The organism is Acidimicrobiales bacterium, from assembly GCA_035316325.1.
GTDB lineage: Bacteria > Actinomycetota > Acidimicrobiia > Acidimicrobiales > VFJN01 > DASXTK01.
In genome coordinates this window covers 58,663-83,251 of the sequence record DATHJB010000058.1, presented here as the reverse complement: position 1 = coordinate 83,251, position 24,589 = coordinate 58,663, and the positions used below count along the sequence as shown (strand labels likewise).

26 protein-coding genes are annotated in these 24,589 nt (G+C 72.4%); 23 read left to right on the top strand and 3 right to left on the bottom strand.

The window, feature by feature from the left end; translation table 11 throughout:
* Positions 1-101 precede the first annotated feature (101 nt).
* The 4 genes from VK611_08245 to VK611_08230 all read left to right on the top strand — a co-directional run bounded on the left by VK611_08245 (position 102) and on the right by VK611_08230 (position 2,597).
* Positions 102-848 carry a DUF899 family protein gene (locus VK611_08245; GenBank protein HMG41305.1) on the top strand — a complete coding sequence of 249 codons (747 nt, stop codon included), beginning with the start codon at positions 102-104 and terminating at the stop codon, positions 846-848.
* 10 nt (positions 849-858) lie between these two features.
* Entirely contained in the window at positions 859-1,704 is an 846-nt protein-coding gene (locus tag VK611_08240; protein ID HMG41304.1) for an alpha/beta hydrolase, read from the top strand.
* Between the two features lie 178 nt (positions 1,705-1,882).
* Positions 1,883-2,122, top strand: a complete 240-nt coding sequence (locus tag VK611_08235) for a hypothetical protein (protein HMG41303.1) — start codon at positions 1,883-1,885, stop codon at positions 2,120-2,122.
* 112 nt (positions 2,123-2,234) lie between these two features.
* A complete protein-coding gene (locus VK611_08230) occupies positions 2,235-2,597 on the top strand; it encodes a TraR/DksA C4-type zinc finger protein (protein ID HMG41302.1) in 363 nt (120 codons plus the stop codon).
* Between the two features lie 25 nt (positions 2,598-2,622).
* On the opposite strand, the gene VK611_08225 is transcribed toward VK611_08230, so the two are convergent.
* Complete coding sequence (locus tag VK611_08225; GenBank protein ID HMG41301.1) at positions 2,623-3,297, bottom strand: histidine phosphatase family protein; 675 nt, start codon at positions 3,295-3,297, stop codon at positions 2,623-2,625.
* A 248-nt stretch (positions 3,298-3,545) separates the two neighbouring features.
* On the opposite strand from VK611_08225, the gene VK611_08220 reads away from it, so the two are divergent.
* Both VK611_08220 and VK611_08215 read left to right on the top strand, forming a co-directional pair.
* Entirely contained in the window at positions 3,546-4,397 is an 852-nt protein-coding gene (locus tag VK611_08220) for a MaoC/PaaZ C-terminal domain-containing protein (GenBank protein ID HMG41300.1), read from the top strand.
* Positions 4,398-4,698: 301 nt separating this feature from the next.
* The gene (locus VK611_08215; GenBank protein HMG41299.1) at positions 4,699-6,264 is read left to right on the top strand and encodes a hypothetical protein; all 1,566 of its coding nucleotides are present in this window, start codon (positions 4,699-4,701) and stop codon (positions 6,262-6,264) included.
* Positions 6,265-6,306: 42 nt separating this feature from the next.
* Here VK611_08215 and VK611_08210 read toward each other — a convergent pair whose 3' ends face one another.
* Positions 6,307-6,894, bottom strand: coding sequence for a superoxide dismutase (locus VK611_08210; protein HMG41298.1), 588 nt, complete (start codon positions 6,892-6,894; stop codon positions 6,307-6,309).
* A 160-nt stretch (positions 6,895-7,054) separates the two neighbouring features.
* Between VK611_08210 and VK611_08205 the strand changes: the two genes are divergently transcribed.
* From VK611_08205 to hemC, 12 genes are all read left to right on the top strand, one after another.
* Positions 7,055-7,456, top strand: coding sequence for a helix-turn-helix transcriptional regulator (locus VK611_08205; protein HMG41297.1), 402 nt, complete (start codon positions 7,055-7,057; stop codon positions 7,454-7,456).
* A 127-nt stretch (positions 7,457-7,583) separates the two neighbouring features.
* Positions 7,584-8,729 carry a glycosyltransferase gene (locus VK611_08200; protein HMG41296.1) on the top strand — a complete coding sequence of 382 codons (1,146 nt, stop codon included), beginning with the start codon at positions 7,584-7,586 and terminating at the stop codon, positions 8,727-8,729.
* A gap of 10 nt (positions 8,730-8,739) precedes the next feature.
* Positions 8,740-9,543 carry a methyltransferase domain-containing protein gene (locus VK611_08195; GenBank protein ID HMG41295.1) on the top strand — a complete coding sequence of 268 codons (804 nt, stop codon included), beginning with the start codon at positions 8,740-8,742 and terminating at the stop codon, positions 9,541-9,543.
* Positions 9,544-9,607: 64 nt separating this feature from the next.
* Positions 9,608-10,123, top strand: a complete 516-nt coding sequence (locus VK611_08190; GenBank protein HMG41294.1) for a hypothetical protein — start codon at positions 9,608-9,610, stop codon at positions 10,121-10,123.
* 8 nt (positions 10,124-10,131) lie between these two features.
* Positions 10,132-10,599: a YbjN domain-containing protein gene (locus VK611_08185; GenBank protein HMG41293.1), complete on the top strand. Its 468-nt coding sequence runs from the start codon at positions 10,132-10,134 to the stop codon at positions 10,597-10,599.
* Between the two features lie 111 nt (positions 10,600-10,710).
* A complete protein-coding gene (gene proC / locus VK611_08180; protein HMG41292.1) occupies positions 10,711-11,511 on the top strand; it encodes a pyrroline-5-carboxylate reductase in 801 nt (266 codons plus the stop codon).
* A gap of 25 nt (positions 11,512-11,536) precedes the next feature.
* Positions 11,537-12,418 carry an SAM-dependent chlorinase/fluorinase gene (locus VK611_08175; protein ID HMG41291.1) on the top strand — a complete coding sequence of 294 codons (882 nt, stop codon included), beginning with the start codon at positions 11,537-11,539 and terminating at the stop codon, positions 12,416-12,418.
* A 231-nt stretch (positions 12,419-12,649) separates the two neighbouring features.
* Positions 12,650-14,149: an AMP-binding protein gene (locus VK611_08170; protein HMG41290.1), complete on the top strand. Its 1,500-nt coding sequence runs from the start codon at positions 12,650-12,652 to the stop codon at positions 14,147-14,149.
* 14 nt (positions 14,150-14,163) lie between these two features.
* Positions 14,164-14,904, top strand: coding sequence for a redox-sensing transcriptional repressor Rex (locus VK611_08165; protein HMG41289.1), 741 nt, complete (start codon positions 14,164-14,166; stop codon positions 14,902-14,904).
* A 3-nt stretch (positions 14,905-14,907) separates the two neighbouring features.
* Positions 14,908-15,540, top strand: coding sequence for a bifunctional precorrin-2 dehydrogenase/sirohydrochlorin ferrochelatase (locus tag VK611_08160; protein HMG41288.1), 633 nt, complete (start codon positions 14,908-14,910; stop codon positions 15,538-15,540).
* Positions 15,516-16,793 carry a glutamyl-tRNA reductase gene (locus tag VK611_08155; protein ID HMG41287.1) on the top strand — a complete coding sequence of 426 codons (1,278 nt, stop codon included), beginning with the start codon at positions 15,516-15,518 and terminating at the stop codon, positions 16,791-16,793. Before VK611_08160 ends, VK611_08155 begins: the two co-directional genes overlap by 25 nt.
* Positions 16,793-17,701 carry a hydroxymethylbilane synthase gene (hemC, locus tag VK611_08150; protein ID HMG41286.1) on the top strand — a complete coding sequence of 303 codons (909 nt, stop codon included), beginning with the start codon at positions 16,793-16,795 and terminating at the stop codon, positions 17,699-17,701. Before VK611_08155 ends, hemC begins: the two co-directional genes overlap by 1 nt.
* Positions 17,702-17,705: 4 nt before the next feature.
* On the opposite strand, the gene VK611_08145 is transcribed toward hemC, so the two are convergent.
* Complete coding sequence (locus tag VK611_08145) at positions 17,706-19,478, bottom strand: SGNH hydrolase domain-containing protein (GenBank protein HMG41285.1); 1,773 nt, start codon at positions 19,476-19,478, stop codon at positions 17,706-17,708.
* 85 nt (positions 19,479-19,563) lie between these two features.
* On the opposite strand from VK611_08145, the gene cobA reads away from it, so the two are divergent.
* The 5 genes from cobA to VK611_08120 all read left to right on the top strand — a co-directional run bounded on the left by cobA (position 19,564) and on the right by VK611_08120 (position 24,571).
* Positions 19,564-21,063: a uroporphyrinogen-III C-methyltransferase gene (cobA, locus tag VK611_08140; GenBank protein HMG41284.1), complete on the top strand. Its 1,500-nt coding sequence runs from the start codon at positions 19,564-19,566 to the stop codon at positions 21,061-21,063.
* Between the two features lie 73 nt (positions 21,064-21,136).
* Complete coding sequence (locus VK611_08135; protein HMG41283.1) at positions 21,137-21,898, top strand: ABC transporter ATP-binding protein; 762 nt, start codon at positions 21,137-21,139, stop codon at positions 21,896-21,898.
* On the top strand, positions 21,895-22,611 hold the full coding sequence (locus VK611_08130) for an ABC transporter ATP-binding protein (protein ID HMG41282.1): 717 nt from the start codon (positions 21,895-21,897) through the stop codon (positions 22,609-22,611). The genes VK611_08135 and VK611_08130 overlap by 4 nt, the downstream gene beginning before the upstream one ends.
* Positions 22,611-23,495 carry a branched-chain amino acid ABC transporter permease gene (locus VK611_08125; protein HMG41281.1) on the top strand — a complete coding sequence of 295 codons (885 nt, stop codon included), beginning with the start codon at positions 22,611-22,613 and terminating at the stop codon, positions 23,493-23,495. Before VK611_08130 ends, VK611_08125 begins: the two co-directional genes overlap by 1 nt.
* A complete protein-coding gene (locus tag VK611_08120; protein ID HMG41280.1) occupies positions 23,495-24,571 on the top strand; it encodes a branched-chain amino acid ABC transporter permease in 1,077 nt (358 codons plus the stop codon). The genes VK611_08125 and VK611_08120 overlap by 1 nt, the downstream gene beginning before the upstream one ends.
* The last annotated feature ends 18 nt before the right edge of the window (positions 24,572-24,589 follow it).

The window sequence follows — 24,589 nt, the reverse complement described above, 5'->3', positions numbered from 1 at the left end:
GGAGGGGCACAAAGTTCGACCAACTGGACCGAGCGCGATGATTTTCGCAGCCGTCTCCGGTCGACACATCAGAGCAGATCCATCCGAGCCCGGGAGGAACCGTGACCGAGCAGACCGCCAGCGCCCTACCCCCCGTCGTCGACCGGCAGACCTGGCAGGCCGCGCTCGACGATCTGCGTGTGCGGGAGAAGGCCGCCACCCGTGAGCTCGACGCCATCGCTGCACAACGCCGCAGACTGCCGATGGTCGAGCTCCCGGACTACACGCTGATCGGTCCGGACGGCCCCATCCGGCTGGTCGACGTGTTCGACGAGCGCTCCCAGCTCATCGTCTACAACCACATGTGGTCCGACGGCGCGGAGTGGCAGTGCGGCGGCTGTACAGGGCTGACGTCGCAGTACGTCCGGCTGGGCGTCCTCGACAACTACGACGCCCGCTTCGTCGTCGTGACCAACGGGCCCATCCAAGAGGCGCTGGCCTACAGGGCCAAAGTCGGCAACAGGATGGACTGGTACTCGTCGTCGGAAAGCTCGTTCGGCGCCGACGTGGGCGCGCCGCCCGGCGCGGGCTTCGCGGTGAACGTGTTCCTCCGCGACGGCGACAAGGTCCACCGCACCTGGCACACCGACGGCCGCGGTACCGAACAGCTCAGCTACACCTTCGCGTTGATCGACATCCTGCCGTGGGGCCGCCAGGAGGAATGGCAGGACTCACCCGACGGTTGGCCGAAGTCGCCCACCTACTCCAAGTGGCTCGACTCTCCCGATGTCGCCCGGCTCTACGGCCCGAACGGAGACGCCACAACGACGCCCGCGGGATCCGCTGGTCTCCAGCGAAGTGAGTCGTGAGGTTGAGGTGATGGCAACGACGCCTTCGCGCAGTGGTCACCTGCCGATCAACGGTCTGGGCCTCTATCACGAGGTGTACGGCGAGCTCGGCCAGTCGAAATCGTCTCCGTTGCTGCTCATCCCTGGCGCGTTCATGGCCACCGACACGATGAAGTCGTGGGCGTCCGCCTTCGCGGGCAAGCGAGCCGTGATCGTCTTCGATCAGCAAGGGCACGGCCGCACCCCGGATACGTCGCGCAGGATGTCTTACGAGCAGTTCGCCGACGATGCCGCGGCGTTGCTGCGCGCGTTGAAGGTCGAGCGCGCGGATGTGATGGGCTACTCGCAAGGCGGCGGGGTCGCGCTGCAGCTCGCGCTCCGTCACCCGACGCTCGTCGACAAGCTGGTCTCGCTGTCCGCCACCTATCGCAAGGACGGCTGGTACCCGTCGGTGTTGCAGGGCATCGAGGGTCTCAGCGCCACGGCGTTTGCCGGTACGCCCGTCGAGAAGGCGTTCAAGGAGCACACGCCGGACGCCACGGCGTTCGAGGCCTACCTCGAGAAGATGAAGGTCTTGAGCATCGACGACCAGAACATCAGCGACGCGCAGATGCGTTCGATCTCTGCGAAGACGATGGTCATCGTTGGTGATGCGGATGCCGTGAAGCCGGAGCATGCGCTGGCGATGTTCAAGCTGCGCGGTGGCGGCGATGAGGAAGCGGCAGCGTCGGGGATGCTGCAGAAGGTTCCGGCCGCGCGCTTGGTGGTTCTGGCGGCGACGTCGCACATCGGCATCTCAGGGGAGTCAGCGGTACTGGTGCCGATGGTGAGTGCGTTTCTCGATGACGTGACGCCGGTGACGCCGGATCTCTTCTAGGCCGAAGCCCTCTGTGAGGTCCCGGCCGCTCCCACGGCCCAAGGGGTCATCGGACCGATGACAGCGGCGTCGTGCCCTTGTCGACGGGGGTGGCCGGCGATCTCGCTGGGGCCGACCCACGATCGAACGGGGGACGGACCTGATGGTGCGGGCGGTCGGCGGGACCGACGATGCCGTCATGAGCCCACGCAGTCGAGTCGTCGTGACGGTCGTCGCCGGAGTCGTCGGCATCGCGATCGCCATCGTCCCCGCCTACATCTCGCTGATCCTGTTCATCTGCTGGGCTTTCGAGCAGGACTGCGCACCGGGGGAGCCGCGGTTGATCCCGCTGCTGGCGGCGATGACTCCGGCCATCCCGGTCTTCACTGTCTGGCTGTCGACCAAGATCGGCCGCGGCCACGGTCCGACGCCGTTCTAGTTCAGTGCGCGATTCGGGGGTGCCGACACGGCCGGAAGGAGCTGCCCGCCGCATGGGCGCGCGTGGGTTTCGATCCCCACCGCCCCCACCCCCACCGACGTACGCTGTGCGTGTGGACGCCGATGCTGCACGTCGTCATCTGGAGGCGGAGAACGAACGACTCCACCAGGTGCGCACCGCGCTGGAGAACGAGCACCTCCACGACGAGCCCGAGGAGGACAGCTCGGCCGAGCTGTCCCACTTCGACCAGCACCCGGCTGACGCGGCGAGCGATGCCTTCGAGCGCGAGAAGGAGTTCTCGATCCTCGACCAGGTGCAGGCCGAGCTCGACGACGTCGAGCGGGCGTTGAAGCGCCTCGACGACGGCAGCTACGGCAGCTGCCAGGCCTGCGGGCAGGAGATCGGTGACGAGCGCCTCGTCGCCGTCCCCGCCGCCCGCTTCTGCCTCGAGCACCAGTCCGCCGCCGAGACCTGACGACGGCCGGGCACCCTGATCCGGGTCAGATCTGGCCGGGGATGGTGATCTGCTCGGGGGACAGGAGGTTGATGCGGTCGCCGAGGCGGGCGATGTCGGACAGGTGGGGCGTGTCGGCCCCGTCGACCAGGTCCTCGCCGTCGGTCAGGTCGATCCAGCGGCCGTCGAGGTTGGCCAGGCGCTCGCCGTCGGCGCCCAGCGAGCGCTCCACCAGGAAGAGCAGGCCGGCGTGGGCGACCACCAGCACTTCGCCCGGGCCCACCTCCCGGCGGATCCGCAGCAGCGACCGCCGCATCCGCACCATCAGCTTGTCGTCGGACTCCCAGCCCGGCGGCCGCCGCGGCACCCAGCCCTCGCCGGACACGTCGGGCGGCGGCTCCAGGTAGCCGGGGTACTGCTCGTCGATCTCGGCCCGGGTGAGGCCCTGCCACTCGCCGGCGTCGCGCTCCCGCAGGTCGGTGTCGAGCACCACGGGCCCGACGCCCAGCTCGCCGGAGATGATCGCCGCGGTCTCGGCGGCCCGCTGCAGGTCCGACGCCCAGATGGCGTCGACGGTGCCCAGCGAGCGGGCCGCGCTGTAGGCCTGGCGGCGGCCCAGGTCGGTCAGCGGCGGGTCGGTCTGGCCCTGCCACCGGCCGCTGACGTTCCACTCCGATTGGCCGTGCCGGACGAGCAACACGCGGGTCACGGATGCGGTCATCCGACGAGGCTAACTGCCTCGGCGAAGCCCGAGACCGCTTGGGGCGGCGGCGGGGAGGTCGGTATGGGGCCAACTGCCTCGGCGAAGCCCGAGTCCGCCCGGGCGGCGGCGGGGTGGTCGGAACGGGCGACCGGTCGGAGGCTGGGACCGGATCGGTGCGGACCGTTAGGCTCCCGCTACGGCTCGCTGCGCTGGGTGCTACGCCGCCCGGGTGAGCCCACGTCCGCCGACGACCCAGGAGCCGCCACGTGGCCTTGCCGCTCGACAAGCTGGGAACCACCTACGGACCGCGCGCCGCGACCATCGACGCGGCCCGGGCCCAGGACTACGCCGCCGCCACAAACGACGACAACCCGGCCTACAGCTCCGGCAAGGTGGCGCCCCCCGTGTTCGGCGTGGTGCCGACCTGGGAGGCGATGAGCCTGGCCGTGGGCGACGTCGTGCCGCCCGACGCCCTCATGTTCATCGTCCACGGCGAGCAGGACATGCACTTCCACCAGCCGCTGGTCCCCGGCGCCGAGCTGTCCACCACCTCGGAGGCCTTCAGCGTGCGGGTCGGCGGCAGCGGCACCCGCTTCACCATCAGGGTGCAGAGCGACGACGCCCAGTCGGGGGAGCCGGTGCTCACCCAGTACGTCACCATGTTCATCCGGGGGATGTCCGACGGCGAGTCCGGCGGCCCCGACAAGCCGGTCCACGACTTCCCCGAGGCCACCCGGGCCAGCGAGGCCGGGGAGCTGTCGGTCCACGTGGACGACGACCAGACCTACCGCTACCGCGACGCCTCGGGCGACCAGATGCCGATCCACGTCGACGAGGACTTCGCCAAGTCGGTCGGCCTGCCCGGCATCATCGCCCACGGCCTGTGCACGATGGCGATGTGCTCGCAGGCGGTGGTCAAGACCCTCGCCGACGGCGACCCGACCCGCCTGCGCCGCCTGGCCGTCCGCTTCGCCGCCAACGTCTTCCCCGGCAACGACGTCGTCACCACGATCTACGACGCCGGCACCAGCGACGACGGCGCCCGGGTGTACGCCTTCGAGGCCACCAGCAACGGCGCCGTCGTGATCAAGAACGGCCGGGCGGAGGTGTCGGCGTAGCTCGCCGACCCGGCATGCCGAAGGTTCGCCTCTTCGCTCAGGCACGAGAAGCCGCCGGCATCGGTCACGACGACGTGGCGGGGACTACGGTTGCGGATGTGTTACAGGCCGCTCGAACGCGGTACGGCACCGGGTTCGGTGCCGTCCTCGACCAGAGCCGAGTGTGGGTGAACGGCGAACCGGCAGTCATGGACCAAGCGGTAGACGACAGCGACGAGATCGCGGTGCTACCCCCGGTGTCGGGGGGCTGACCGTGGCGATGCGCCAGCCGTGGTCCCCTCGCGGGGACAGAGGCCCCGACGTGGGCGGCCCCGGGTCGGAGCCGCCGCGCCGCCGAGGCTTCGGTCAGGCACCCCTGCCGCCGCAGGCCGCCGCCACGCCCGACGACGCGTTCTGGAGCGAGGCCCCGGCCCGCAAGCGGCGCCGCGAAGACGGTGCCCCGGCCCCAGGCCCGACCCCGAGCCCGTCCCGCAGCGACCGCCGTCGGGGAGGCCCGCCGCCGGTGCCACCCGGGCCCCCGCAGGGGCAGGGCGGACGCCGGGGTGGCCCAGCCGACGCTCCCCCCGCCCGCCGCCGCGGTGGGCCACCGGACGCCCCGCCGCCCCGCTCCAGCCCCGACGGTCGTCGCCGGGGTGGTCCGCCACCGGAGCTGCCGCCGCCCTCGCCGAACGGCCGGCGCCGCGGCAGCGCCCCGCCGCCCGCTCCGGGCCAGGTCCCGGCACCGAGGCCCGGCACCGACACCCGTCGCCGTGGTGGTCCGCCCGATGCACCGCCGCCGTCGCCGAGCTCTCGTCGCCGGGGCAGCCCTCCGCCGCCGGCACCCGGTCAGGCCCCGGCCCCGCCCGCCCCGAGCGAGCGTCGACGAGGTGGGCCGCCGGCACAGGGTCCGGGCCAGGGCTTCCGCCACGGTGGTCCGCTCGATCCCCTGCCCACCGGCGCCGCACCGCCGCCGCCCCGGCCGGGCACCGGCCTCGCCGTCCCCAGCCGGCCGCGGCCCGGGAAGCCCGGGCCCGGCACGGCCCTCGCCCGCCGCGTCGGCGGGTCGTCGTCGGGCCAGCGAGCCGCCGCCCGCCGCAAGAACGGCCGCCCGAAGGCCCAGTGGGCCCGCCTCGCCCCGGTCTACGACACCGACGGCCCTCGCATCCGCCTGGGCGTGGCGTGGTTCATGGCGGCGCTCCCGGCGATCGCCATCGGCACCGCCACCACGGCGCTGCTCTACGCCGTCGTCGCCGGCTTCGCCGCCCGCCAGGTGGCCACCGCCTGGAAGACCGAGCGCTGGCAGGCCGACGCCGCCGCCGCCATCGCGGCCGTCCCGGTGCTGGCGGTCCTGGTGTTGGGCAGCGACGCCCTCGTCCCCATCCTGCTGGCGGCCGGTGTCGCCGCTCTCGCCCTGGGCGTGGCCGCCCCAAGCGCCGGTCTCCGCGGTGGCGTGGGCAGCATCGCCTCGGCGGGGATCATGTTGCAGGCCACCGCACCCGTCGCGCTTGCCGGCACGACCATGGTCGTGATGCGCGCCGAGGTGATGGCCTCGCTGGTGCTGCTGTTCGTGCTGGCCTGCGCCTACGAGATGGGCGACTTCCTCGTGGGCTCCGGGTCGTCGAACCCCTTCGAGGGACCGCTGGCCGGGGGTGCCGCCGTGGTGGTGACCGGCTTCCCGTTCGCCCTGCTGCTCATCGAGCCGTTCGACATCCTCGGCGTCGTCATGCTGGGCATCGCCGCCGCCTGCTGCCCCGTGGGGCAGTGGATCGCCTCGGCGATCCTGCCGTCGCCCGACGCTTCGGCCCCAGCGCTTCGACGGATCGACACCCTGCTGCTGCTGGCACCGCTGTGGGCGGTCGCGGCGGGCGCCGTCACCTTCGGATCCTGACCGGACCGCCCCCGGTCGCCCGGGGGCAGGTCGGTCGGGTTCTCAGCCCTTGGCCAGGTTCTGGCCGGCGAACTCCCAGTTGACGAGGTTCTCGAGCCACGTGTCGACGTAGGCCGGACGGGCGTTCTGGAAGTCGAGGTAGTAGGCGTGCTCCCACACGTCGATCGTGACGAGCGCCGACTGCCCGTGCTTGAGGGGCGTGTCGGCGTCCTTGGTCTGCACGATCTCCAGGCCGCTGCCGGTGGACACCAGCCAGGTCCAACCCGACCCGAACAGGGTCTTGGCCTTGTCGGCGAAGGTCTGCTTGAAGGTGTCGACCGAGCCGAACGACTCGTCGATGGCGGTCTTGAGGTCGCCCTCGGGGTCGCCACCACCGCCGGGCGTCATCGACGACCAGAAGAACGTGTGGTTCCACACCTGGGCCGAGTTGTTGAAGAGGGGCCCCGGGTCGGCGGCCAGGATGACGTCCTCGAGCGACTTGCCGGCCAGGTCGGTGCCCTCGACGAAGCCGTTGAGGTTGTTCACGTAGGTCTGGTGGTGCTTGCCGTAGTGGAAGCCGAGGGTCTGCTCGCTCATGTGGGGGGCGAGCGCGTCGGGCGCGTACGGAAGAGGGGGAAGCTCGAAAGCCATGTGCGTTCCTTGTCGTGGGGTGGGTTGGCGTGTCGGGGTCGACGCGCGTCGAACCTACCCGCCCCGACGGAGATCAATCGGTCCCGCAGGTGACCCGTGGATCGAGCCGCTTGCGCTGGGCTTCCGCTCGTTCGCGAGGGTCGCGTACTGTGACGACACCATGCCGCCGTCGAAGGACGAGATCCGGGACCAGCTCGACCATCGTTGGCGCGACCTGGGTGAGTTCATCCGGGAGCAGCGCCGCATCACCCACCTGTCGCTGCGCAAGCTCTCGGAGCTGGCCGGCATCTCCAACCCCTACCTCAGCCAGATCGAGCGGGGGATGCGCAAGCCGTCGGCCGACATCCTCCAGCAGATCGCCCGGGCGCTGGAGATCTCGGCGGAGACCCTGTACGTGCGGGCCGGGATCCTCGACGAGCGGCCGGCCGAGGGTGACCTCACCATCGAGATCCGCCGCGACCCCTTCCTGACCGAGGAGCAGAAGAGAGCCCTGCTCCGGATCTACCTGTCGTTCCGGTACGAGAACGGCAACCACATCCCGGACGCCGCCGAACCGGCTTGACGCCACCCGGGACGCACGGGGAATCACCCGGCGTGCGCGGATGTTGCACGTTGTCGTGCGCCGACTCGCAGTTCTCTCGCTACACACGTCGCCGCTGGTGCAGCCGGGTTCCGGTGACAGCGGCGGGATGAACGTGTACGTCCGTGAGCTGGTCGCCTCTCTCGCCCAGGCGGGCGTGGCCAGCGACGTCTACACCCGGCGGTGGGCCGCCGACCTGCCCGAGGTGGTCGACGTGGAGCCCGGCTTCCGGGTGGTGCACGTGCCGGCCGGGTCGCTCGACCTGCCCAAGGAGGCGCTGCCGGAGGTCGTCGACGAGTTCACGGATGGCGTGCGCCGCCGCCTGCGGGCCGACGTCGACGCCCTGCACGCCAACTACTGGCTCTCGGGGCTCGCCGGTCACACGCTGAAGCACGAGCTGGGCCTGCCGCTGGTGTCGACGTTCCACACGCTGGCCCGGGTGAAGGCGGAGTGCGGCCTGCCCGACGAGCCCGAGCTGCGGGCCCGGGCCGAGGCCGAGGTGATCGGCTGCTCCGACGCCATCCTCGCCAACTGCGAGGCCGAGGCCCGCCAGCTGGTCGAGCTGTACGACGCCGACCCGGGCCGCATCGAGCTGGTGGCGCCCGGCGTCGACCACGCCTTCTTCTCGCCCGGCCCCCGCTCCGGAGCCCGGGCCGCCCTGGCGCACCTGCGGCTCGGCGACGGGCCCGTGGTGCTGTTCGTGGGGCGCATCCAGCCGCTGAAGCGTCTCGACGTGGCCGTGCGGGCGCTGGCCGAGATGCGCGACCCGCACGCCGTGCTGGTGGTGGTGGGCGGTGGCAGTGGGGCCGAGGGCGACCAGGAGGTGGAGCGGATGCGCAAGCTGGTGGCGCACCTGGGCGTGGCCGACCAGGTGCGCTTCGCCGACCCCCAGCCCCACCACCTGCTGTCCACCTACTACCGGGCCGCCGACGTGGTGGTGGTGCCCAGCCGCAGCGAGTCGTTCGGGCTGGTGGCGCTGGAGGCTGCGGCCTGCGGCACGCCGGTCGTCGCCGCCGCGGTGGGCGGGCTCCGGACGCTGGTCGAGCACGGTCGCACCGGCTTCCTGGTCGACGGCGCCGATCCCGCCGAGTACGCGGCGTACATCGACGCCATCCTCGGGGACCCGTTCCTGGCCCAGCAGCTGTCGACCGCCGCGGCCCGCCGGGCCCGCGACTTCACCTGGTCGACCGCGGCCGCCCGCCTGCGTCGCCTCTACGCCGATATCACCGCGGGCTCGCTGGTGGAGTGCGCGTAGCTTTCGGTAGATGGGTGAGGACGTCTACACGCACGGTCACCACGACTCGGTGCTGCGGTCGCACCGCTGGCGCACCGCCGAGAACTCCGCGGCGTACCTGCTGCCGCACCTCGCACCGGGTCGGCGCCTGCTCGACGTCGGCTGCGGCCCGGGCACGCTGACGGTCGACCTGGCGTCCCGCGTGGCGCCCGGCGCGGTGGTGGCGGTCGACATCGCCGACGACGTGCTCCCCGAGGCCCGCCGGCACGCCGCGGAGCAGGGCGCCGACAACGTCGAGCTCGTGGCGGGCGACTTCCGGGAGCTGGGACTGGCCGAGGGGTCGTTCGACGTGGCCCACGCCCACCAGGTGCTCCAGCACCTGGTCGACCCGGTGGGGGCGCTGGCGGCGATGGCCCGCCTGGTGCGGCCCGGCGGCGTGGTGGCCGCCCGCGACGGCGACTCGTCGGCGTTCCTGTGGGCGCCCGCCAACCCGGGCCTCGACCGCTGGCAGCAGGCGTACGTGGAGGTGACCCGCCGCAACCGGGCCGAGGCCGCCGCCGGTCGCTACTTGCCGGCCTGGGCCCGGGCCGCCGGCCTCGACGACGTCACCTACACCACCTCCACCTGGACGTTCGCCACGCCCGACGAGCGGGCCTGGTGGAGCGACGTGTGGGCCGAGCGCTCTGTGGCCTCGTCGTTCGCCGAGCAGGCGCTGGGCTACGGCATCGCCACCCAGGACGAGCTGGAGGACCTCGCCGCCGGCTGGCGCCTGTGGGGCGCCACGCCCGACGCCGTGCTGACCATCGTCCACGGCGAGATCATCTGCCGGGTCTAGACCGCAGGAGTACCCTCCGCGCGGGGGTGGGCCACCCAAGCCCTTGTCGGCGGAGGTAGCACCTATGCGCAACCTGGCCCTGTCAACGTTGCTGGTCGGCCTGGTGGTGGTCGCCGCCTGTGGTGAACCAGGCGACGACGACGGGTCGGGCGGCAAGCTGCCCACCGGCCGCGAGAGCCAGGGCGACGCCTGCGGGCTCCTCGACGACGCGGCGCTGGGCCCGGTGTTCCCCGAGGGCGTGCCGGACCCGTCGGGCACCTCGATGGGCGACGGCGTCGCCGAGTGCGAGTGGGCCGAGAGCGACGGCACCGTGGTGCTGCTCTCCACGCTGCCGGTCGCCGACTTCCAGAGCGACTACGTCGACCAGCTCGTCGTGAAGGCGCCGGTCACCGGCGTCGGCGACCACGCTGTGTCGTTCCCGGGGTTCGTCGGCGTCGGCCAGGGCTCGGCCGACGGCGGCTCGGTGGGCTTCGCCAAGGGCGACCGGGCGGTGCTCGTGGCGGTGCGGTCGAGCGGCGAGCCCTCGGCCGACGCCGGCGTGGCGACCGACCTGGCGACCGAGGTGGCCGCCGGGCTCTGATAGGGGCCATGGCCCAACGCACCTTCGACGAGGCCGAGCTCGACGCCCTGGAGGCGCGCATCGAGGCGTGGCTGGCCCGGCAGCGCGACGAGAACCCGGTGGTCGCCGCCGTGGAGCGCGACGTCGAGTCGGGGGAGCGGCGCTGGTTCGTGCGGGTGCACGGCGAGCAGAAGGACGTCTTCAGCATCTGGTTCCACCTGCGCCAGCGGACCCTCCACTACGAGACCTACGTGATGCCGGCGCCGGAGACCCACCAAGCCCAGTTCTTCGAGCACCTCCTGAAGCGCAACCTGAAGCTCTACGGCGCCGCGTTCGCCGTCGGCGACGAGGACGCGGTCTTCCTGGTGGGCCAGCTGAGCAACGACTGCATCGACGACGACGAGCTCGACCGCATCCTGGGCTCGCTGTACGTGTGGGTGGAGCAGTTCTTCCGCCCGGCCATGCGGATCGGCTTCGCCGGCCTGTTCAAGGGTTGACGGACTATCCATCACTTTCAGCTACTCTGATCCTGCGTCCGGGGGTCCGTCACCGGCGACCTCGGGGGAGGTCCGCGCGGTGACGGAGCTCCCGGGTCGTAACGTCCAGCCATGGTTGGAGCACGACTGCAGGTGATCGGCGGCGGCAAGATGGGTGAGGCGCTGTTCGCCGGGCTGCTGGCCAAGGGGTGGGCCACCGCCGAGCAGCTGTGCGTGGTCGAGAAGGACCCGGGTAGGGCCGAGGCCCTGCGGGCGGCGTTCCCCGGCGCCCAGGTGGTCGACGAGCCCGTCGCCGCCGCCGGCCACGTCGTCGCGGTGAAGCCGCCCGACGTCCCCGCCGTGTGCGGGGCGCTGAAATCGATGGGCGACCGCGCCCCCGTGCTGTCGATCGCCGCCGGGGTGACCACCGCCACCCTCGAGTCGGGGCTCGCCCCGGGTACCCCGGTCGTGCGGGCGATGCCCAACACGGCGGCCCTCGTCGGGGCGGCCGCCTCGGCGCTGGCTCCCGGCAGCTCGGCCGGCGACGCCGAGCTCGACTGGGCCGAGGGCATCCTCGGCGCCGTCGGCACGGTGGTGCGGGTGGACGAGGGGCTCCTCGATGCGGTCACCGGCCTGTCGGGATCGGGCCCGGCGTACCTGTTCCTCGTGGTCGAGGCCCTGATCGACGCCGGTGTGCTGGCCGGCCTGACCCGCCCGGTGAGCGCGGCGCTGGCCACCCAGACGCTGGTCGGGGTGGGCAAGCTGCTGGTCGACACGGGGGAGCCGCCGATCCTGCTGCGCACCGCCGTCACGTCGCCCGCCGGCACCACGGCGGCGGGCCTGCGGGTGCTGGAACAGCAGGGCGTCCGGGCCGCGCTGCTCGACGCGGTGATGGCCGCGACCGAGCGCAGCCGCGAGTTGGGGCAGGGATAGCCAAGCCCTTAGCGTCGCGATCCGGATGTCCCCCCGGTTCGACACCATCTCCTTCCTCTCCGACTACGGCACGACCGACGAGTTCGTGGGCGTCGTGAAGTCGGTGATCCGCTCGCTGGCCCCCCACGCCACCGTGCTCGACATCACCCACGAGGTGGCCCCCTACGACGTGCGCGGCGGCTCCCTCACACTCGCCCGCGCCGTGCCCTACCTGTGCCCCGGTGTGGTGATGGCGGTGGTCGACCCCGGCGTCGGCACCGAGCGCCGGGCCGTCGCCATCGAGGTGGGCGGCGGCCAGTCGTACCTGGTGGGGCCGGACAACGGCCTGCTGGCCGCGGCGGTCGGCCTGGTCGGGGGAGCGACCGATGCCGTGGAGCTCTCCAACCCCGAGTACCACCTGGAGGCGCCCGGGGCGACGTTCGCCGGCCGCGACGTGTTCGGCCCGGCGGCGGCGCACCTGTGCAACGGCGTGCCGCTGTACGACCTCGGCGAGCCGGTCGATCCCGTGTCGCTGCTGCCCGGCGTGATCCCGCTCTCCCGGGAGGAGGACGGCACGCTGGTGGGCCAGGTGTTCTGGGTCGACCGCTACGGCAACTGCCAGCTCAACGTCGACCCGGCGCAGATCGCCGACTGGGGGCCGCGGGTGCAGGTCCGCTGGACGCAGCCCAAGCCCGGCTCCCGCACCGCCACCCGGATCGACGCCTTCGAGCAGCTCGAGGGCGGCCAGGTGGGCCTGGTGACCGACAGCTACGGCCTGCTGGCGATCGCCATGGCCCGGGGCTCGGCCGCCGAGACGCTCGACCTGGCGACCGGCGACGAGATCGTGCTGGCGCCCCTCGACGACGACTCGCCCGAGTCGCCCGGCTCGGTCACCACCTCGGTGACACTCGGAAGGAAGTCAGGATGAGGCCAGGGACGACGATCGCGCTCGGGGTGCTACTCGCCCTGATCCTGCTGGCAGGCACCATCCAGCTCCTAATGATCTTGTAGCGGCGTAGCGGAGGTCCAGCTGACTCGGGTTGCGGTGGTGTTGCTGGCTGGAGAGCCTCGCTGCGGGCTGTGCCTCGGCCGCCTTGGTTCCCCCGCGTCCTCCGACGTCAAGGGCCACTCCGCTACGACTCTCGGGCGACGGAAGTGGTTGACTGACGAGGTGAACCTGGCGTCGGTGGTGGGGTCGCATCCGGCGGAGTCGGTGGCGCTGTGCACCGACTCGGGGCGGGTGGTGACGTACGGCGAGCTGCGCGACGACGTCGCCCGCCTGCGGGGCGGGCTGGTACAGCTGGGCCTGGCCCGGGGCGACCGGGTGGCCGTCGCCCAGGCCAACGACCCCGACTTCGTGGCGGTCTACCTGGCGGCGCTCGGCATCGGCGCCGTGGTGGTGCCGCTCAACCCGCTGAGCCCGGCGCCGGAGCTGCAGCGCGAGCTGGCCGCGGTCGGCGCCCGGGCCCTGGTGGTCGGCCCCGTCGCCGAGCCCACCGCCGCCGCCCTCGACCGGGCGGTCCTGACCGACCTGGAGCAGGTGGTCGGCCCCCAGAGGCTCGACGAGCTGCGGAAGGCCGACCCGACCCCGGCCGTCGACCTCGAGCCCGACGACCTGGCCGTCCTCGTCTTCACCAGCGGCACCGCCGGGCCGAGCCGGCCGGCGATGCTCACCCACGGCAACCTGCTCGCCAACGTCGACCAGATCCTGGCCGGCGGCGGCAGCCAGAGCCCCGACGACCGCGTGCTGGGCGTGCTGCCGACGTTCCACATCTACGGGCTCAACGTCGCCATCGGCGTGTCGCTGGCCGCCGGCAGCGCCGTGGTGCTGGCCGAGCGCTTCGACGCCCGCGCCACGCTCGACCTGCTCACGAGCACCGGCGTGACCGTGGTGCCCGGGGTGCCGTCGATGTGGGCGGCGTGGTCGAGGCTCCCCGACGACGACGTGCCGCCCGACGCCTTCGCCAAGGTGCGCATCGCCAGCTCCGGTGCCGCCGCCCTCGACCCCGAGGTGCGCCGTGCCCTGCGCGACCGCTTCGGCCTCGACGTGGTGGAGGGCTACGGGCTGACCGAGGCGTCGCCCGCGGTCACGTCGGGCCTCGGCGTCGGCGCCCCCGACGGGAGCATCGGCGTGCCGCTGCCCCACGTGGCGCTCCGCCTGGTCGACGAGCTGCAGAGCGGCACCGCCGAGGACGTGCTCGTCGGCGACCCGGGCGAGATCTGGGTGCGGGGGCCCAACGTGTTCCCGGGCTACTGGGAGGACCCGCAGGCCACCGCCTCGGCGCTCACCGCCGACGGCTGGCTGCGCACCGGCGACGTCGCCGTGGTCGACGACGACGGCTTCCTCTACCTGGTCGACCGCGCCAAGGACCTGGTGATCGTCTCGGGGTTCAACGTGTTCCCCGCCGAGGTCGAGGAGGTGGTCATGCTGCACCCCGCCGTCGCCGAGGCCGCGGTCACGGGCCGGCCCGATCCCCGCACGGGCGAGGCGGTGGTCGCCCACGTGGTGCCGGCGCCCGGTGCCACGCCGCCGACCGGACAGGAGATCGTCGACTTCTGCGGTGAGCACATGGCCCATTACAAGTGCCCCGTGGAGGTCGACTTCGTCGACGAGCTGCCGCACACCCTCGCCGGCAAGCTGCTCCGGCGAGCCTTGTAGGCCGCTTGTGAGAAATGGAACAAGGGCGGGTTAGGGTGTCGCCTGGTATGGCCGAGCGACCGAAGAGGCCGAAACGGAAGATCCCGGAGGCGACGGTCGCTCGCTTGCCCCTCTACCTCCGCAGCCTGCTGGAAGTGGCCGACCACGACACCCCGACCATCTCGTCGGAGCGGCTGGCGGAGCTGTCGGGCGTGAACGCCGCCAAGGTCCGCAAGGACCTCAGCTACCTGGGCAGCTACGGCACCCGCGGGGTCGGCTACGACGTCGAGTACCTGCTGTTCCAGATGAGCCGGGAGCTCGGCCTCACCAACGACTGGCCGGTCGTCATCGTCGGGCTCGGCAACCTGGGCCACGCCCTCGCCAACTACGGCGGTTTCGGCGAGCGGGGCTTCCCCGTCGCCGCGCTGGTCGACGCCGACGAGCGGGTGGTGGGCACCACCATCAACAACGTGGTCGTCCGCCACATCGACGACCTGCCGCAGATCGCCGCGGAGGACGGCATCGCCATCGGCATCATCGCGACGCCGGCCCCCGCCGCCCAGGAGGTGGCCGACCGGCTCATCGCCGCCGGCGTCACGTCGGTGCTCAACTTCGCCCCGACGATCCTGTCGGTGCCGGAGGAGGTGTCGCTGCGCAAGGTCGACCTGGCGGTCGAGCTCCAGATCCTCAGCTTCTACCAGCGGCGCAAGGCCGCCGACGGTCAGCGCCCGGTGGTGACGGTCGACGCGAGCCCCGGCGACGCCTCGTCGGCCTGACCGATGCCGGTCGACGCCCCCCTCTACCCGGTCAACCTCGTGGTGGAGGGTCGTCGCTGCCTGGTGGTGGGCGGCGGGCCGGTGGCGCTGCAGAAGGTGCGGGGGCTGCTCGACGCCCGGGCCGACGTCACCGTGGTCGCCCCCGAGGTGCTGCCGGCGATCGCGGAGCTGGGTGTTGCGGTCACGGAGCGCGCGTACCGATCCCCGGAGGCCGGCGACTACCGGCTGGCCATCGCCGCCACCGGCGACCCCGCCGTGAACCAGCAGGTGTACGACGACGCCGAGGCCGCCGGCGTGTGGGTCAACAGCGCGGATGACCCGGAGCGCTGCAGCTTCGTGCTGCCCGCCCGGGTGCGGCAGGGCAAGCTTCTCGTCACGATCTCGACAGGTGGGCACAGCCCCGCGGTGGCCGCTTGGCTGCGCGGACGCCTTGACGACGAGCTCGGGCCGGAATATGACGTGCTCATCGGGGTGTTGGCCGAAGTGCGTCAGGAGATCCAAGCCGACGGCCGCGGCACCGAGTCGCTCGATTGGCGGGCGGCGCTTGATTCGGGAATTCTGGACCTCGTTCGGGCCGGACGGTCCGAAGAAGCCAAGGAGCGCTTGCGAGCGTGTCTGTCGTCGTCATCGGACTGAACCATCGAACTGCCCCCCTCGACCTGCTCGAGCGGATGGCGATCGGCGACGGCCAGATCTCCAAGGCGCTCCACGACCTCACGACGCGTGAGAACCTCAGCGAGGCGGTCGTGCTGTCGACCTGCAACCGCACCGAGGTCTACGCCGTCGCCGAGCGCTTCCACGCCGCCTTCGGCGAGATCCGCGACTTCCTCGGCGACCTGTCCTTCCTGCCGCCCGAGGCCTTCTCCGACCACCTCTACGTCCACTACGACGATCCCGCGGTGCGCCACCTGCTGGGCGTCACCGCCGGCCTCGATTCGGCCGTGCTCGGCGAGAGCGAGATCCAGGGCCAGGTCAAGGCGGCCTGGGAGGCGGCCCACGCCGAAGGCACCACCGGCAGCACGCTGAACCTGGTGTTCCGGCACGCCCTGCAGGCCGGCAAGCGGGCCCGCACCGAGACGGGCATCGCCCGCAACATCGCCTCGGTGTCGCAGGCGGCGGTGGCCATGGCCACCCAGCGCCTGGGCGACCTGCACGAGCGCTCGGTGCTGGTGATCGGCGCCGGCGAGATGGGCGAGGGCATGACCGCGGCGCTGTCGCACGCCGGCGTCGCCGAGGTGCGGGTCGCCAACCGCACCCGCTCCCGCGCCGACGAGCTGGCCGCCCGCGTCGGCGGCCGCTCCGTGCCGCTGGTCGACCTGCCGGACCAGCTGGCCGAGGTCGATCTGGTGCTCACGTCGACCGGGGCGCGCGTGCCGATGATCGAGGCCATCGACCTGATCCCGGTCATGGCGGTGCGACCCGACCGGCCGCTGCTGATCGTCGACATCGCCGTGCCGCGCGACGTCGACCGGGAGGCGGCCGACATCCCCGGGGTGACGCTGCTCGACATGGACGACCTGCGGGCGTTCGCGGAGCAGGGCATCGCGGGGCGGCGGCGGGAGGTCACGAGCGTGGAGGCCATCCTCGACGAGGAGCTGCAGCGCTACCTGGAGGAGTCGTCGGCTCGCGAGGTCGCGCCGCTGGTGGTGGCGCTCCGCAGCCGGGCCGAGGAGATCCGCACGTCGGAGCTCGGGCGCTTCCGCAACCGGTTCACTACTCTGGAGCCCGCGGAACTGGAGGCCGTCGAGGCCTTCACCAAGAGCCTCGTCGCCAAGCTGCTGCACCAGCCGACGGTGGTCCTCAAGGACGCTGCGGGTAGCCCGCGGGGTGATCGGCTCGTTGCCGCGCTACGCGAGCTCTTCTCCATCGAGACCCAATCGGAGACTTAGTGCCCCAAACGCTCCGGGTTGCGACCCGTGGTTCTGCCCTGGCTTTGTGGCAGGCCGAGCATGTCGTCGGGATGTTGCAGGCGGTCGAGCCGTCTCTGGCTGTCGAGCTGGTCATCGTCGAGACCCATGCGGACCGCAACCCCCAGACGCCGATCGAGCAGATGGGAGGCAAGGGGGTCTTCGCCAAGGAGATCCAGCTGGCCGTGCTCGAGGAACGCGCCGACATCACCGTCCACTCCGCCAAGGACCTGCCCACCACCACGCCCGAGGGCCTGGTGCTGGCGGCCGTGCCGCCTCGCTGGGACCCGCGCGACTGCATGGTCGGCTCCACGCTGGCCGACCTGCCCGCCGGCGGCGTGGTGGCCACCGGCTCGTTGCGGCGCCGGGCCCAGCTGGCCCACGTCCGGCCCGACCTGCGCTTCGAGACCCTGCGCGGCAACGTCCCGACCCGCGTCGAGAAGGCCGGCGACTTCGACGCCATCGTGCTCGCCTGCGCCGGGCTCGACCGGCTGGGGCTGGCCGACAAGATCGCCGAGCGGTTGGAGCCCGAGGTGATGCTGCCCCAGGTCGGGCAGGCCGCGATCGCGGTGGAGTGCCGGCGCAACGATTACGACATACGGCCGGTGGTGGAGCGCATCGAGCACTGGGCCACCCGGCACTGCGTCGACGCCGAGCGGGGGTTCCTCTCCGAGCTGGGCGGCGACTGCTCGCTGCCGGCCGCCGCCCACGCCACGATCGCCGGCGACGGCCTCAAGGTGGAGGGGATGATCTCGACGGTCGACGGCCGCACCCTGCTGCGGGAGGAGATGACCGGCCCCGCCTCGGCCGGCGCCGCCCTGGGCCGTTCCCTCGCCAACCTCCTCCTCCACGACAAGGGCGGCGCAGTGCTGCTGGAGTCGGCCAGCTAGAACGTCAGCGGGCGCCGGTGGTGAGGACCTTGCGGACGTCGGTGAAGAGGGCGGTGAGCGACATCAAGCGGTCGCGGGGTGGGCTGGTGCAGGGGCCCTCGGGCCAGTAGGGCTCACCGACGAAGGTCATCAGCGGGTCGACCTCGGCGCGGTGGATGCCGCCCAGGGTGGGCGCGTCGCCGAAGTGGCACACCGCGCCGCTCGCCAGCGCCACCCAGTAGCCCCGGCCCGTCGGCGTGGGCAGCAGCGCCACGGCGTCGACCGGCGGTACCTGGTCGGCCGGCACCGGCAGGGGCGGCAGGCCGGCCTTCTCGCGGTCGAGGGACTGGTGCCACATCGGGAGGGCCGCCACCTCGCCGTGGGGCCGGGCGGCACCGAAGGCGTGGACGCCGCCGGCCCGGTCGAGCACCCAGTAGCCGTCGCCGGACGGGTGGATCGCCAGCGCCACGGGCTCGCCGGCGCCGTCCGGGAGGTCGCCGAACGTCGGCGCCTCCCCGAACCCGACGACCCGCCCGCCGGCGGTCAGCAGGTAGTACCCCCGGCCATCGGGCGCGGCCGCCAGGGCGACCACGCTGTCCTCGACACCACCGAGGGCCGGGGCGTCGGCGAGGGGGTGGACCCGGCCGGCGCTGGTGGCGACCCAGAAGCCGTCGTCGGGGGTGGTGGCGATGCCGACCGCGACCTCGCCGTCGGCCAGCGGGACCCGGGCGACCGTGGGGGCCGTCGGGTCGTCCGGGTCGCCCAGACGCAGCACCGCGCCCGCCCGGGTCAGCAGCAGCGCCGCCTCGCCGTCGTCCACGTCGGCGGCGGCCACCACCGGGTCGCCCTCGGAGCGGCCCTGGCCCCCGGCGGCGCTGCCCAGGGGCGTCGTGTGGCGGCCGAAGTGGAACGTGGCGCCGTCGCAGCTCACCAGGCGGTAGCCCGTGTGGTCGGGGAGCAGCGCCACCGGTGGCTCCCCGGGGCCGGTGGGACGTGTGCCCGTCGACGGGGTGAGCGACGGCAGTCGGTCGGCGATCGCCGTGGCCGCCCGGCTGCCCAGCAGCCCGGCGCCGAAGTAGGTGAGGTGGACGTCGATCCCGGGTCGGACCGGCCGGGGCGCCCCCGTGCAGTCCGGCAGCGCGTCCACCCGCTCGCCGTCGGCGCGGGCCATGAAGTCGCCCGGCGTGACCACCTCGACGCCCAGCTCCTCGCGCACCGCCATGTAGGCGTCCCAGATCGACGTGTCCTCGGGCTGGTCGTCGGGCGGGAAGAGCGGGATCGGGGCGATCAGGTACACCTTCGCCCCGCCGACCGACAGTCGCCGCACCAGCTCGGTCAGCAGGGTGCGGACCATCCCCGGGAACTCGGGCGACTCCCAGGTGATGGGCGTCCCCTGGGCTGATCGGGGGTGCGGCGGCCAGTAGTTGTGGTTGCTGTAGACGGCGACGACGTCGGGGTCGAACTCGGCGACCGCGTGGGCGGCCAGCCCCAGCAGCGACTGGTCGGACGGGTTCGGCTGCAGCGTCCCCATGTCGTACTGCTCCCGGGTGAACAGCCCCATGCCCCAGGCCGCCGCCACGTCGGCCTCGACGCCCGCCTCGTGCAGCGCCACGGTGGCGTGGTGGCCGAGCTGGGCCGCCAGGGAGTCGCCCACGAACAGCACCCGCGGCGCCGGGGCCACGTCGGTTGGGGTCACGTCGGTTGGAGGCGCGGTCCGTCGGTGCGCCACCGGTCGCTCCGGGCCCGACGACACGGGCGGGGTCGACCCGGAGCCGATCGTCACCGCCAGCGCGGCCACGGCACACAGCCTCCACTTCCCCAACCGCATCTCCCCCAGCTGCGAACCCCGGCGTGCCGGGGGCCAACCCCTATCCTCGCAAGCCGTGACCGTGTTCCTCGTCGGAGGCGGACCTGGCGATCCAGGGCTGCTCACCGTGCGTGCTCTCGAAGTGCTCGAACGGGCCGACGTGGTCGTCTACGACCGTCTGTCACAGGAATCTCTACTCGATCTGGCGCCGCTCGGCGCCGAGCGCATCGACGTGGGCAAGGCGCCCGGCCTCACCCGCCGCACCCAGGAGGAGATCAACGCCCTGCTCGTCGAGCGGGGCAAGGACGGCGCCACCGTCGTCCGGCTCAAGGGCGGCGACCCGTTCGTGTTCGCCCGCGGCGGCGAGGAGGCGGCCGCGCTCCTCGATGCGGGCATCCCCTTCGAGGTGATCCCCGGCATCACGTCGGCCATCGCCGTCCCCGCCTACGCCGGCATCCCCGTCACGATGCGGCACTCGTCGACCAGCGTCACCATCGTCACCGGCCACGAGGACCCCGGCTCCGGCGAGGAGGGGACCGTCGACTGGCGGGCCGTCGCCCAGGTGGGCGGCACGATCGTGGTGCTGATGGGGGTGGCGCGCATCGGTCGCATCGCCACCGCCCTGATGGCCGGCGGGCGCTCGCCCGACACGCCCGTCGCCGCGGTGCAGTGGGGCACCCGCCCCGAGCAGCGCACCGTGCGGGCGACGCTGGGCACGATCGGCACCGAGAAGCTGGGCACGCCGTCGGTGATCGTGATCGGCGAGGTCGCCGCCTACGACCTGTCGTGGTACGAGAAGCGGCCGCTGTTCGGCCGCACGATCGTGGTGACCCGGGCCCGGGAGCAGGCGTCGGAGCTGGTCGCCAAGCTGGCCGCGCTCGGCGCGGAGACCGTCGAGGTGCCGGCCATCGCGGTGCAGGACGCCGAGGACGGGGGCGCCGGGCTGCGGGTCGCCGCCGCCGAGCTGGGCAGCTACGACTGGGTGGTGCTGACGTCGCCCAACGGGGCCCGGGCCCTGCTGGAGGCGCTGCGCACGCTGGGGCTCGACCCCCGGGCGTTCGGGCGCTCCCGGCTCGCCGCCATCGGGCCGGGCACCGCCGAGGCGCTGGCGGCCGGGAACGTGCTGGTCGACCTGGTGCCGCCCCAGTTCGTGGCCGAGTCGCTGGTGGACGTGTTCCCGGACCCCCCGCCGGACCGGCCGGGGCGCATCCTCCTGGCCCGAGCGGCGCAGGCCCGTGACGTGCTGCCCAAGGGCCTGGCGGCGCGCGGCTGGGAGGTGGAGATCGTGGAGGCCTACCGCACGGTGGCGGCGGGACTGCCCGAGGAGCGCCGCGCCGAGCTGGCGTCGGCCGACATGGTGACGTTCACCTCGTCGTCGACCGTCACCCGCTTCCTCGACGCCGCCGGCCCCGACGCCGTGCCCCCCGTGGTGGCGACGATCGGGCCGATCACCGCCGCCACGGCCCGTGAGCACGGCCTGCGGGTCGACATCGAGGCACCCGTCCACACGATCGACGGGCTCGTCGAGGCGATCCTCGCCTGGATGGCCTCGGAGCCGTCGCCTAAGTCAGTATGACGGGCCCGACACGCATCAGCGTGACCGCAGTCACCCTGTGCTTGACTGTCGCAACTCCTCGGGTGGGAAGTCCATGGCCTTGCTGAACGTCGACAACGTGGGAGTGCGCTTCGGTGGCGTCGTCGCGCTCGACGGCCTGTCGTTCTCCGTCGAGGCCGGGCAGATCTGCGCCCTCATCGGCCCCAACGGCGCCGGCAAGACCACCCTGTTCAACGTCGTCAGCCGGCTCTACGAGCCCGACCAGGGCGCGGTGACGTTCGACGGGCAGGACCTGCTGGCCGTCCCCGCCCACCGCATCGTCGGTTCGGGGATCGCCCGCACGTTCCAGAACGTGGCGCTGTTCCCGTCGATGACCGTGCTCGAGAACGTGATGACCGGCGCCCACGAGCGCGGCCACACCGGGTTCGTCAATGCCATCTTCCGCATCGGGGCGGCTCGCGAGGACAGGGCGCAGCGCCGGCAGGGCCTCGACCTGCTCGAACAGCTCGAGCTGGCCCACCTGGCGCATCGGCCGACCGCGGGGCTGCCGTTCGGCACCCTCAAGCGCATCGAGCTGGCCCGGGCCCTCGCCGCCGAGCCCAAGCTGCTCATGCTCGACGAGCCCGCCAACGGCCTCACCCACGGCGAGGTCGACGAGCTGGTGGAGACCATCCGGGGCATCCGCGACCAGTTCGACCTCACGATCCTGCTGGTGGAGCACCACATGTCGATGGTCATGGCCCTCTCGGAGCACATCGTGGTGCTCGACTTCGGCCGGAAGATCGCCGAGGGCACGGCCGAGGCGGTGCGCAACGACCCCGTCGTCATCGAGGCCTACCTGGGGGCGCCCACATGACGGAGAGGCCCCTGCTGGAGCTGCGGGCCGTCGAGGGCGGATACGGGCAGGTGCAGGTTCTCCGCGGTGTCGACGTCACCGTCGAGGAGGGCAAAGTGGTGGTGATCCTCGGGGCCAACGGCGCCGGCAAGACCACCACGCTGCGGGCCATCTGCGGGATGGTCAAGGCCCACGGTGAGCTGCGCTTCGACGGCCAGTCGCTGGTCGGCAAGCCCACCCAGGCCATCGCCCGCATGGGCATCGCCCACGTCCCCCAGGGCCGCGGCACGTTCGCCGACCTCACCGTCGAGGACAACCTGCGCCTCGGCGCCACCGCCCGCCGCGACAACGGCATCGAGGCCGACCTGGCCCGCTGGTACGACGCGTTCCCCCGACTGCGCGACCGCCGCAAGCAGACCGCCGGCAGCATGAGCGGTGGCGAGCAGCAGATGCTGGCCCTGGCCCGGGCGATGATGGCCCGACCCCGCCTGCTGCTGCTCGACGAGCCGTCGCTGGGCCTGGCGCCGCTGGTCACCCGTGAGCTGTTCGCCCGGCTGGGCGAGCTCAACACCGAGGAGGGACTGACGGTCGTGGTGGTCGAGCAGAACGCCAACCTCGCCCTCGACATCGGGCACTGGGGCTACGTGCTGGAGACCGGGCGGATCGCGGTGCAGGGGTCGGCCGCCGAGCTCCGCGAGAACGAGGCCGTCCGCCAGGCCTACCTGGGGTTCTGATGCAGCTGTTCATCTCCCAGCTCCTCAACGGCATCGGCAACGGCGTGGTGTACGCCTCCGTGGCCCTGGCGCTCGTGCTCATCTACAAGTCGACCGGCATCCTCAACTTCGCCCAGGGCGAGATGGCGCTGTTCGCCACCTACCTCACCTGGAAGTTCACCGAGGGCGACATCCCCGTCGTTGCGGCCATCGCCCTGTCCGCGGGCATCGCCTTCGTAGCCGGAGCGCTGATCGAGCGCATCCTGATCCGTCCCGTGGAGTCGGCCCACAACCCGCTGAACGTGGTGATCGTGACGCTGGGCATGTTCCTCGCCATCAACTCGCTGGCGCTGCTGGCATTCGGCACCGACCCGCAGAAGGTGCCCAACGTCTTCCCCACGGACTCGTTCCACATCGGCGACACGAACATTCAGAAGGAGACGCTGGGGCTGATCGCCGTGCTGATCGGTGAGTGCCTGCTCCTGTGGCTGCTGCTGCAGAAGACCAAGGTGGGCCTGCGGCTGCGGGCGGTGGCGTCGAACCCCGACTCGAGCCGGCTCGTCGGCATCAACACCGGCGTGATGCTGATGCTCGGCTGGGGCCTGGCCGCCGCGCTCGGTGCCGTCGCCGGGTCGCTGGTCGCCTCCACCGACACCGCCTTCGACGCCAGCTTCATGCAGATCATCCTGGTGTACGCCTTCGCCGCCGCGGCGTTGGGCGGCTTCGACAGCCTCGTCGGCGCGGTGGTCGGCGGCCTGGTCGTGGGCGTCGCCGACGCCCTGGCGGTGGAGTACGTCGACGCGCTCGACGGCATCCCGGTGGTGCTGCCGCTGGCGCTGATCCTGGTGGTCCTGTTGGTCCGCCCGAACGGCCTGTTCGGGAGTCGCACGGTGGAGCGGGTCTGATGGCAACCGACGTCGACGCCCCCGACGAGCCGGCGACCGCACCCGACTCCGGCGTGCCCCTGTACGCGGCCCTGCCGCGCCCGGTGTTCTGGGCGCGGGTGGTGATCGGCGGCGTGCTGGCGTTCGCCGCGCTGTACGCGCCCTGGTACTTCCAGCCGGTCGACAACAAGGTGCTGTCGCAGGCGCTCTACCTGGCCGTGGCCGCCATGGGCCTCAACCTGCTCACCGGGTTCACCGGCCAGGTGTCGATCGGCCACGGCGCCTTCTTCGGCGTCGGGGCGTTCACCACCGCCATCCTGATGGTCGACCACGGCTGGACGTTCGAGGCGACGATCCCGATCGCCGCGCTGCTCACCGCCACGTTCGGCGTCCTCGTGGGCTTCCCGGCGCTGCGGGTGCGGGGGCTCTACCTGGCGCTGGTGACCCTGGGCCTGGCGGTGCTGTTCCCGCAGGTGGCCTCCAAGTACGTGAAGGGTTCGGGGAACATCGCCCTGGTCCAGCCCCGTCGGCGCGAGTTCTCGTCGCTGCTCGACGGGCTCGAGGACGACCAGTGGAAGTACTACGTGTGCCTCGCCGTGGTCGTCGTCCTCTACCTCGTCGCCTGGAACCTGACCCGGGCACGGCCGGGGCGGGCCATGGTCGCTGTCCGCGAGCAGGAGCTGGCCGCCGCGACGGTCGGCGTCAACCTGGCCGGCACCAAGCTGTGGGCGTTCGGGCTCAGCGCGGCCTACGCGGGCATCGCCGGCTCGCTGTCGGTGATGGTCGACGGCTCGGCGAACGCCACCAACCCGGCGCTCTACTTCCGGCTGTCCATCGAGTTCCTCGTGGCGCTCGTCATCGGAGGGACCGCGACGATCCTCGGCCCGCTGGTGGGCGCCCTGATCGTGGTCCTGCTCCGCCGCAACACCGAGGACCTCATAGAGGGCAAGGAGGTGCTGTCGCCGGCCATCTTCGGCGGCGCGCTGATCCTGCTCGTCTACGTGCTGCCCGACGGTGTGGTGGGAGGGATCCGGCGCCTGTTCGCCCGCGTGGGCAGCCGTCGGGCATCAGTAGAGGTAGCCCCAGAACCTACGTAGGAGCGCTTGATGAAGAGA

Excerpts from the sequence above, each read along its gene's own strand:
- VK611_08135 (HMG41283.1), top strand. The coding sequence starts at position 21,137 with ATGGCCTTGCTGAACGTCGACAACGTGGGAGTGCGCTTCGGTGGCGTC.
- VK611_08175 (HMG41291.1), top strand. The coding sequence starts at position 11,537 with ATGTCCCCCCGGTTCGACACCATCTCCTTCCTCTCCGACTACGGCACG.
- VK611_08185 (HMG41293.1), top strand. The coding sequence starts at position 10,132 with ATGGCCCAACGCACCTTCGACGAGGCCGAGCTCGACGCCCTGGAGGCG.
- VK611_08235 (HMG41303.1), top strand. The coding sequence starts at position 1,883 with ATGAGCCCACGCAGTCGAGTCGTCGTGACGGTCGTCGCCGGAGTCGTC.
- VK611_08190 (HMG41294.1), top strand. The coding sequence starts at position 9,608 with ATGCGCAACCTGGCCCTGTCAACGTTGCTGGTCGGCCTGGTGGTGGTC.
- VK611_08125 (HMG41281.1), top strand. The coding sequence starts at position 22,611 with ATGCAGCTGTTCATCTCCCAGCTCCTCAACGGCATCGGCAACGGCGTG.
- VK611_08225 (HMG41301.1), bottom strand. The coding sequence starts at position 3,297 with ATGACCGCATCCGTGACCCGCGTGTTGCTCGTCCGGCACGGCCAATCG.
- VK611_08240 (HMG41304.1), top strand. The coding sequence starts at position 859 with ATGGCAACGACGCCTTCGCGCAGTGGTCACCTGCCGATCAACGGTCTG.
- VK611_08210 (HMG41298.1), bottom strand. The coding sequence starts at position 6,894 with ATGGCTTTCGAGCTTCCCCCTCTTCCGTACGCGCCCGACGCGCTCGCC.
- proC (HMG41292.1), top strand. The coding sequence starts at position 10,711 with ATGGTTGGAGCACGACTGCAGGTGATCGGCGGCGGCAAGATGGGTGAG.
- VK611_08200 (HMG41296.1), top strand. The coding sequence starts at position 7,584 with ATGAACGTGTACGTCCGTGAGCTGGTCGCCTCTCTCGCCCAGGCGGGC.
- VK611_08205 (HMG41297.1), top strand. The coding sequence starts at position 7,055 with ATGCCGCCGTCGAAGGACGAGATCCGGGACCAGCTCGACCATCGTTGG.
- VK611_08195 (HMG41295.1), top strand. The coding sequence starts at position 8,740 with ATGGGTGAGGACGTCTACACGCACGGTCACCACGACTCGGTGCTGCGG.
- VK611_08165 (HMG41289.1), top strand. The coding sequence starts at position 14,164 with ATGGAACAAGGGCGGGTTAGGGTGTCGCCTGGTATGGCCGAGCGACCG.
- VK611_08130 (HMG41282.1), top strand. The coding sequence starts at position 21,895 with ATGACGGAGAGGCCCCTGCTGGAGCTGCGGGCCGTCGAGGGCGGATAC.
- VK611_08160 (HMG41288.1), top strand. The coding sequence starts at position 14,908 with ATGCCGGTCGACGCCCCCCTCTACCCGGTCAACCTCGTGGTGGAGGGT.
- VK611_08120 (HMG41280.1), top strand. The coding sequence starts at position 23,495 with ATGGCAACCGACGTCGACGCCCCCGACGAGCCGGCGACCGCACCCGAC.